This is a genomic window from Mycobacterium sp., assembly GCF_035623875.1.
Classification (GTDB): domain Bacteria; phylum Actinomycetota; class Actinomycetes; order Mycobacteriales; family Mycobacteriaceae; genus Mycobacterium.
In genome coordinates this window covers 19,140-27,103 of the sequence record NZ_DASPSP010000293.1, presented here as the reverse complement: position 1 = coordinate 27,103, position 7,964 = coordinate 19,140, and the positions used below count along the sequence as shown (strand labels likewise).

Below are 7,964 nucleotides of genomic sequence, written 5' to 3'. Positions count from 1 at the left end.
CGGGCCAACCGCGGTGGCGGGTGTGGTGTTACTTAAAAATCGCGGTGAGGTTGACTGCCGAGAAGGCCAGGTTTGACCCGGCGAACGCTGCTGCGTACCCTCGTACAGTCGCCCGAAAGTCGGCGATACGGCTGCGATCCGTGCAATGTGCAGCGGGGCCCGCGCCGGTTACCAGCGAGACACAAGGCCTGCCGAGGCTTCGTGAGGGCAATCGTGTTCCACCGGTCCAGGAACCGGTTCGGAAGACGATGCCAGATGTAACGAGGAGAGAGAGTCGTGGCAAAGGGCAAGCGGACCTTCCAGCCGAATAACCGGCGCCGAGCCCGTGTGCACGGCTTCCGGCTGCGGATGCGCACTCGGGCGGGGCGGGCGATCGTGTCGAACCGGCGTCGCAAGGGCCGCCGCTCGGTGACTGCCTAATTCCAATCCCGGTGTCACAGCGGTGCTTTCCGCGCGGAACCGCATGACGCGGTCGAGCGAGTTCGATTCCACGGTGAAGCACGGAACTCGAGCCGTGCAGCCGGACCTCGTCATCTATGCGCAGCGTGGGAATGAGAAAGACGGCGAGGCGCCGAAGGTCGGGCTGATCATTTCGCGATCGGTGGGCTCGGCGGTGCAACGCCACCAACTGGCCCGTCGGTTACGCCACGTCGCTCGCGGGGTAGTCGGCGGCCTGGAAGGATCGGAACAAGTGGTGATCCGCGCGCTGCCCAGCAGTCGCACCGTTGACTCGGCTCGGTTGGAGGAACAATTGCGGGCCGGCCTACGGCGGATCGAGGCGACGGGATCTGGCCGGTGAATGACATAACGTCAACGCTGCGGCAGCGGCTGCACGGGGCCGAGACCGCGATAGTCCGCGGCGCGATTTTCCTGATTCAGCTCTACCGGCACATGGTGTCGCCGCTGCGACCGCCGACGTGCCGGTTCACCCCAACCTGTAGTCAGTACGCCGTGGAGGCCTTGGCCGAGTACGGGTTGGTGCGGGGGAGTTGGCTGGCAACCGTGCGGCTGGCCAAGTGTGGTCCGTGGCATCGGGGAGGATGGGATCCGATACCGGAACGCCGCGCAGTGCGGGCCGAAGTCTGGGGCACCCCAGCGACGCTAGGGAAGAGTGATTGAAGTTGTTTGATCCGTTCAGCCTCGACTACTTCTACTACCCGGTCTCGGCGATCATGTGGCTCTGGTACAAGGCATTCGGCTTCGTGCTGGGTCCGACGAACTTCTTCGCGTGGACGCTGTCGGTGATGTTCCTGGTGTTCACGCTGCGCGCGATTTTGTACCATCCGTTCGTCCGCCAGATCCGCACCACCCGGCAGATGCAGGAGTTGCAGCCGCAGATCAAGGCGCTGCAGAAGAAGTACGGCAAGGACCGTCAGCGGATGGCGCTGGAGATGCAAAAGCTGCAGCGCGAACACGGATTTAATCCCATCCTCGGCTGCTTGCCGATGCTGGCGCAGATCCCGGTGTTCCTGGGGCTCTACCACGTGCTGCGATGTTTCAACCGAACGAGCACCGGTATCGGACAGCTGGGGCTATCGCCCGAGCGGAACCGCGAGCTGGGGAACTACGTGTTCAGCGCCGCGGACGTCGGACACTTCTTGGACGCCAACCTGTTTGGTGCGCCATTGGGCGCGACGATGACACAGCGGGGGGCCAGCCTCGCGGCGTTCACCCATTTCAGCCGACCGGCCGTCGTCGCGGTTGGAGTGCCGGTGATGATCATGGCCGGCATCGCCACCTACTTCAACAGTCGAGCGTCCATCGCGCGGCAGAGCCCGGAGGCCGCGGCCAACCCGCAGACCGCCATGATGAACAAGCTCGCGCTGTACGTGTTTCCGCTGGGTGTGGTGGTCGGCGGGCCGTTCTTGCCGCTAGCGATCATCTTCTACTGGTTCTCGAACAACATCTGGACGTTCGGGCAACAGCACGTCGTCTTCGGGATGATCGAAAAAGAGGAAGAGGCGAAGAAGCGCGAAGCGTTGGAACGGCGGGCGGCCAACGCGCCAGCGCCGGGCGCCAAACCAAAACGTCCTGCGCGGAATGCGCCAGCCGGCGGCAACGGGTCGCCGGCATCTTCGGCCCGCGGCGATTCCGCGGCCGCGGATCAGGCGGCACGAGACGGCGATCCGGCGAGCCGCACCCCACGTCCGGGAGCCAAGCCGAAGAAGCGGAAACGTTGACCGAGGGTCGGGTGGAGATAGCTGGCGCCAGGCTCGAGACCGGCCAGCAGGCTTAGCCGGGCGAAGGCTCGGACGACTGGAAGGAAACAGGCAGACATGACGGACGCCGATACAACCGGACACGACACCGACAAAGCTGCAACGGAGACTCCGACGAAAGCGGCCCTGGAAGACGCTTCCGAGGAGACGACGACGAGCGACAGCGACACCGCCGCCGAGGGCGATACGGAAGAGCGGTTAGTCGCCGAGGGCGAGATCGCCGGCGACTACCTGGAAGAGCTACTGGACCTGCTGGACTTCGATGGCGACATCGACTTGGACGTCGAGAGTAGCCGCGCGGTGGTAAGCATCGACGGCAGTGACGACCTGAATAAGTTGGTCGGCCGCAAGGGCGAGGTGCTCGATGCGTTACAGGAATTGACGCGGTTGGCGGTGCATCAAAAGACAGGAGTGCGCAGCCGGCTGATGCTAGACATCGCGAGTTGGCGTCGCCGCCGCCGCGAAGAGTTGGCGACGTTGGGTGACAAGGTTGCCAGGAGGGTACTGGAAAGCGGCGAGCGCGAAGAACTCGCGCCGATGACGCCGTTTGAGCGCAAGATCGTCCACGACGCGGTCGCGGCAATCGACGGGGTCCGCAGCGAGAGCGAGGGCGTGGAGCCGTCGCGCCGAGTCGTCGTCCTGATCGACTGAACCGGACACAGAGTTACACAGGTGTAGTTCGTTTGAGACGCCGGCAGGCACGAACGGGAGGGATGTTTCACGTGAAACATGTCGTTCCCCAGAAGCGGGCAGCGCCGCCGGTGCCACCACCGCCTGAAATAGCGAAGGCGATCTTCGGTCCGCGCGTCGACCTCGCCCATCAGTACGCGGATCTGCTCGCGGGTACCGGTGTCGAGTGGGGGCTGCTCGGCCCGCATGAAATCGACCGAATCTGGGAACGCCACCTCCTCAATTGCGGGGCCGTTGCTGAGCTGTTGGAACCGGGCGAGCGAGTAGCCGACATTGGTAGCGGCGCCGGCCTACCGGGATTGACACTGGCGATCGCCGAACCGGGACTCGATGTCGTCCTGATCGAATCACTGCTCCGCCGAAGCGAGTTTCTCCGCATGGCGGTCACCGAGCTCGGACTGGACGTCGAGGTGCTGCGGGGCCGCGCCGAGGACCCGGCCGTCCGGCAAAGCGTCGGCGGATGCGACGTCGTGGTGTCGCGGGCCGTGGCCCCGTTGGACAAGCTGACCCGATGGAGTATGGCGTTGCTGCGGCCAGGTGGCCGAATGCTGGCGATCAAAGGGGAGCGGGCGCCCGAGGAGGTGCGCGAGTACCGGCGTGTGATGACCTCATTGGGCGCCGCGGATGCCAAAGTGGTGGAATGTGGCGTGAAGTATCTGTCCCCGCCGACAACGGTGGTGGTGGCACGGCGCGGCGAGCCGGCTCCGGTCCGGGATCCGCGGCGGCGACGGTCGAACAGGGAGAGCCTATGAGTGCGCCACACGGCCCGTTCCGTTCCGGGGACGGAGCCTCGTCCGCCACCCATGTTTCACGTGAAACAACGGAATTCGACACCCCGATCGGAGCCGCTGCCGAGCGCGCCATGCAAGTGCTGCACACCGCCTACCAACCGTTGCGCCGCCCGCGCCATCGCCGACTCTTCACGATTGCCAATCAGAAGGGCGGCGTCGGCAAGACCACCACGGCGGTGAACCTGGCCGCGGCGCTGGCCGTCCAAGGGCTCAAAACACTTGTCATCGATCTGGATCCGCAGGGCAATGCGAGCACCGCGCTGGGCATCACTGATCGCCATTCCGGTACACCCTCGTCCTACGAGGTGCTTCTTGGCGAGATGCCATTGCACAGCGCGCTGCGGCGCAGCCCGCACAACGACCGCTTGTTCTGTGTGCCAGCGACCATCGACCTGGCCGGTGCGGAGATCGAATTAGTGAGCATGGTGGCGCGGGAAAATCGATTGCGCACCGCCCTGGCCGACTTGGCCAGCCTCGACTTCGACTACGTCTTCATCGATTGCCCGCCATCGCTGGGCCTGCTGACCATCAACGCTTTGGTCGCTGCCCCCGAGGTGCTGATCCCCATCCAGTGCGAGTATTACGCGCTGGAGGGGGTGTCACAGTTGATGAAAAACATCGAGATGGTGAAGGCTCATCTGAACCCCGGTCTCGACGTCAGCACGGTGATCCTCACCATGTACGACGGCCGGACCAAGCTCGCCGATCAGGTGGCCGATGAAGTCCGCCACTACTTCGGCGCCAAAGTTTTGCGCACCGTGATCCCGCGCAGCGTCAAGGTTTCTGAGGCACCCGGTTACAGCATGACGATCATCGATTACGATCCCGGTTCGCGCGGTGCGATGAGTTACCTCGATGCGAGCCGCGAACTCGCGGAGCGAGATGCAATCGAGGAGGGGGACAAGCATGACCCAGCCGCTACGTAAGAAGGGCGGGCTCGGGCGCGGACTGGCTTCGCTGATCCCCACCGGACCGGTCGATGGCAGTGGGAGCTCGGCCCGACTCGGGCCGCGGATGGGCGATGCGGCCGCCGACGTAGTGCTCGGCGGAGCCGCGGCTGCGGGTTCGGCCGGCATCGGCGCGGTGTACCGCGAAATCGATCCGGGACTTATCGAGCCGAACCCCCGCCAACCCCGGCAGGTATTCGACGACGAGGCGTTGGCCGAACTCGTGCATTCGATCCGCGAGTTCGGCCTCATGCAGCCGATCGTGGTCCGCGCACTGGACGCATCCCAGGGAGCCCCAGGAACGCCCGGCGGACAGCGTTATCAGCTCGTGATGGGCGAGCGCCGGTGGCGCGCGGCTCAAGCGGCCGGCATGACCGCGATCCCGGCGATCGTGCGCGAAACCGGCGAGGACAACTTGCTGCGCGACGCACTGCTGGAGAACATCCACCGCGTGCAGTTGAACCCACTGGAAGAGGCAGCAGCCTACCAGCAACTGCTCGACGAGTTTGGTGTCACCCACGATGAACTCGCCGCCCGTATCGGCCGGTCGCGTCCGCTGATCACCAACATGATCCGATTGCTGCGGTTGCCGATTCCTGTTCAGCGTCGGGTTGCGGCGGGAGTGCTGTCGGCCGGTCATGCGCGGGCGCTGCTGTCCCTTGAGGGCGGCCCGGATGCACAAGAAAACCTGGCGGCACGGATCGTCGCCGAGGGCCTGTCGGTGCGGGCAACCGAGGAGGCAGTCACCCTCGCGAATCGCAGCGACAGCAATCAGCCGGTGCCTCCGCGACGCAAACCGATCCAGATGCCCGGCCTTCAGGACGTTGCTGAGCAGCTATCCACCGCCTTCGATACCCGCGTCACCGTTAGCGTGGGTAAACGCAAAGGCAAGGTTGTGATCGAGTTCGGTTCGGTGGATGATTTGCAGCGCATCGTCGGCCTGATGAACTCGTCGGATGCCTGACCACACACACTAGGCGATTACGTCACTGTGACAATCCGGCCGACCAAACTCCCTGGACATGCGGCGATCAACTGAATCAAGCTGTGCACCAGGTCATTTCGTCCGCAATGCGGGCTTGGCCAGCCGCTGGGTAGCTTGTTACCTCGTGTCGGGCCGAGGCAACGGCTTTTCGGGGCCGCGAACCGGCGTCGCGCGGGTATCGCGGTCGGCCGCGCACGGGGGGTACGCTCGTTTGCGGGGTGGCGGCACCACCCGGTCGCGGGGAGTCGGGCCATTGGCTCCGGTATCTCTCGCGCTCCATGAAGGCCCAGGAGTCTAGTGTCTGCTCGAATCACACCGCTGCGACTCGAAGCCTTCGACCAGCTTCCCAAACATGCGCGTCGCTGCACCTTCTGGGAAGTGGACCCCGCGACCCTGGGCAACGAAGACCACTTGGCCGACCCGGAATTCGAGAAAGAAGCCTGGCTCTCGATGGTCATGCTGGAGTGGGGATCGTGCGGTCAGGTGGCGACGGCGGTCCCGTCCGAGTGTGGTCAGAGCGAGCCACCGTGCTTGGGCTATGCGTTCTACGCTCCGCCACGGGCAGTGCCGCGGGCGCACCGGTTTCCCACGGCGCCGGTGTCGGCTGATGCCGTCCTGTTGACCTCGATGCGAGTGGAGCCCGGACCCGCCGCCGACGAGCTGCCGTACAGTCTCTTGGCGCGGGTGGTCGATGAATTAGTCCGCCGGGGTGTTCGGGCACTGGAGGCGTTCGGCCGCACGGAGCACGTCGCCGAGCTGCTCAACCCGCAGAGCGCCGACCCCGATCTCCGGCCGGTGCTAGAGGCATTGGGTGACTGTTCGGTCGAGCACTGTGTGATCGAGGCCGATTTTCTGCGCGACGTGGGATTCGTCGTGGTGGCCCAGCATCGGTACTTCCCGCGCTTGCGGCTCGAGCTGGACAAGGGTCTTGGCTGGAAGGCGGAGGTCGAAGCGGCGTTAGAGCGACTGCTGGAGACCTCGTCGCTGCCGCAACCGGTCGCGGCGGGATCGTCGGCTACGAACCGCTGAGCCGGCTGGCTTGCTCCACCGATAACTCATGGGCAAGTAGCTCGGCGAAAGTGAATGTACCCGTGGGCCGGTCGTTCTTGCCGAGCAGATAAAGTCGCTTGACCGCCGCCAGGATTCCTTCGGCGATCGCGTCGCGGCTCTGTGTGGTGACCAGCAGCGCGCGGTCACGCGGGTTGGTGATGTAGCCGATGTCGACCTGAACCGTCGGCATTCGCGTCAGCCGCAGCAGGTCCCAGGTCCGACCATGGGTGCGACAGTCGCGTAAACCGGTGCGCGCGACCACTTCTCGTTGAATAAAGTCGGCAAGATTACGGCCAATGGTGGAGACCGAACCATGCGAATTGCCGAAGTGGAAGGAGGCCACACCGTTGGCCGACGGGCTGGCCTGGGTTGCGCAGCGCAGGCTGATCATCAGATCGGCACCGACGGAGTTAGCCGTCGCGGCGCGCTCGGCGTCCGATGGGCTGCGGTTGGTCGGCCGCGACAGGAAGGTTTCCATCCCGATCGCGGTCATCCGGCCTTCGAGGCGACTTGCCAAGTCCCACAGCATGTCTGCCTCGCTGATGGGTCCGGCGGCCCCATGTGCGATCAGTCCGTGGTCAGCGCCGCCGCGACCGGGGTCGATGATGATTCGTTTGCCCGACAGCTTCGGCCCGGATCGGCGGACAAGTTCCTCTTCACGGATGGCGTGGATGGAGCCACCGGTTACTCGCGAACCGAGAAAGTACAAGGAGCGCAACGTTTCCGGGCCGCAAATGCCGTCGGCGCCGAGCCCGTACTCGCGCTGGTACGACATCAACCCGTTGTGGGTCTGCAAACCGAAGTATCCGTCGACCAGCCCGGTGTAGAAACCGAGATCCTGCAGTCTGTCTTGCAGCGTGGCGACGTCATCGCCGTACATCGGCGCACCGAACTGATGGTTCAGGGTGCGGGCGCCGAGCCGATAGGACGCCTCTTTCAGTGCCCGGTAGGTGGCTTCGCCGACGATACCGTCCACCAGCAGCCCCCGATGCTGCTGAAAAGCGCGCACCGCGCGGTCGAGCTCTTCGTCGAAGACGTCGAACGCGACATGTTTTCCGGTGGTGAGGTCCTCATCGCCGTCCAGATGCCCCAGCGCGGTCAGCGAAGCCCGAATCTCGGCGACCGCTGCGCTGCGGTCACCACAGTGCAGCGCGTCGCCGGCGCCGCGGTGCGGACTCGACATTCCAAGGCCTCCGGTGAGCCGGTGTGAACAGCCCTGCCGTTTATTGACAGGCTTGGCGGTATTGTCGCAGACGCTCGTCGATTTCGGGAAAACGCCAGG

At 64.9% G+C, this 7,964-nt stretch carries 10 protein-coding genes; 9 read left to right on the top strand and 1 reads right to left on the bottom strand.

Translation table 11 applies throughout. The features are described from left to right. Positions 1-276 precede the first annotated feature (276 nt). The 9 genes from rpmH to VEI45_RS23690 all read left to right on the top strand — a co-directional run bounded on the left by rpmH (position 277) and on the right by VEI45_RS23690 (position 6,661). Positions 277-420 (top strand): 50S ribosomal protein L34, encoded by a 144-nt coding sequence (gene rpmH, locus VEI45_RS23730; protein ID WP_324856960.1) that lies wholly within the window; start codon positions 277-279, stop codon positions 418-420. 22 nt (positions 421-442) lie between these two features. Continuing rightward, positions 443-799, top strand: a complete 357-nt coding sequence (gene rnpA, locus VEI45_RS23725) for a ribonuclease P protein component (protein WP_324856959.1) — start codon at positions 443-445, stop codon at positions 797-799. Beyond that, a complete protein-coding gene (yidD, locus tag VEI45_RS23720) occupies positions 796-1,119 on the top strand; it encodes a membrane protein insertion efficiency factor YidD (RefSeq protein WP_324856958.1) in 324 nt (107 codons plus the stop codon). Before rnpA ends, yidD begins: the two co-directional genes overlap by 4 nt. A 53-nt stretch (positions 1,120-1,172) precedes the next feature. Beyond that, complete coding sequence (gene yidC / locus VEI45_RS23715) at positions 1,173-2,180, top strand: membrane protein insertase YidC (protein WP_324856963.1); 1,008 nt, start codon at positions 1,173-1,175, stop codon at positions 2,178-2,180. A 96-nt stretch (positions 2,181-2,276) separates the two neighbouring features. Continuing rightward, positions 2,277-2,870, top strand: coding sequence for a protein jag (locus VEI45_RS23710; protein WP_324856957.1), 594 nt, complete (start codon positions 2,277-2,279; stop codon positions 2,868-2,870). Positions 2,871-2,932: 62 nt separating this feature from the next. After that, positions 2,933-3,661, top strand: a complete 729-nt coding sequence (rsmG, locus tag VEI45_RS23705; protein WP_324856956.1) for a 16S rRNA (guanine(527)-N(7))-methyltransferase RsmG — start codon at positions 2,933-2,935, stop codon at positions 3,659-3,661. Beyond that, entirely contained in the window at positions 3,550-4,626 is a 1,077-nt protein-coding gene (locus VEI45_RS23700; RefSeq protein WP_414687573.1) for a ParA family protein, read from the top strand. Before rsmG ends, VEI45_RS23700 begins: the two co-directional genes overlap by 112 nt. After that, positions 4,607-5,611, top strand: a complete 1,005-nt coding sequence (locus VEI45_RS23695; RefSeq protein ID WP_324856955.1) for a ParB/RepB/Spo0J family partition protein — start codon at positions 4,607-4,609, stop codon at positions 5,609-5,611. The genes VEI45_RS23700 and VEI45_RS23695 overlap by 20 nt, the downstream gene beginning before the upstream one ends. 318 nt (positions 5,612-5,929) lie before the next feature. Continuing rightward, positions 5,930-6,661 carry an acetyltransferase gene (locus VEI45_RS23690; protein ID WP_324856954.1) on the top strand — a complete coding sequence of 244 codons (732 nt, stop codon included), beginning with the start codon at positions 5,930-5,932 and terminating at the stop codon, positions 6,659-6,661. Here VEI45_RS23690 and VEI45_RS23685 read toward each other — a convergent pair. Beyond that, the gene (locus tag VEI45_RS23685; protein WP_324856953.1) at positions 6,648-7,865 is read right to left on the bottom strand and encodes an N-acetylmuramoyl-L-alanine amidase; all 1,218 of its coding nucleotides are present in this window, start codon (positions 7,863-7,865) and stop codon (positions 6,648-6,650) included. The two genes, VEI45_RS23690 and VEI45_RS23685, sit on opposite strands and share 14 nt — an antisense overlap. Between the last annotated feature and the right edge of the window lie 99 nt (positions 7,866-7,964).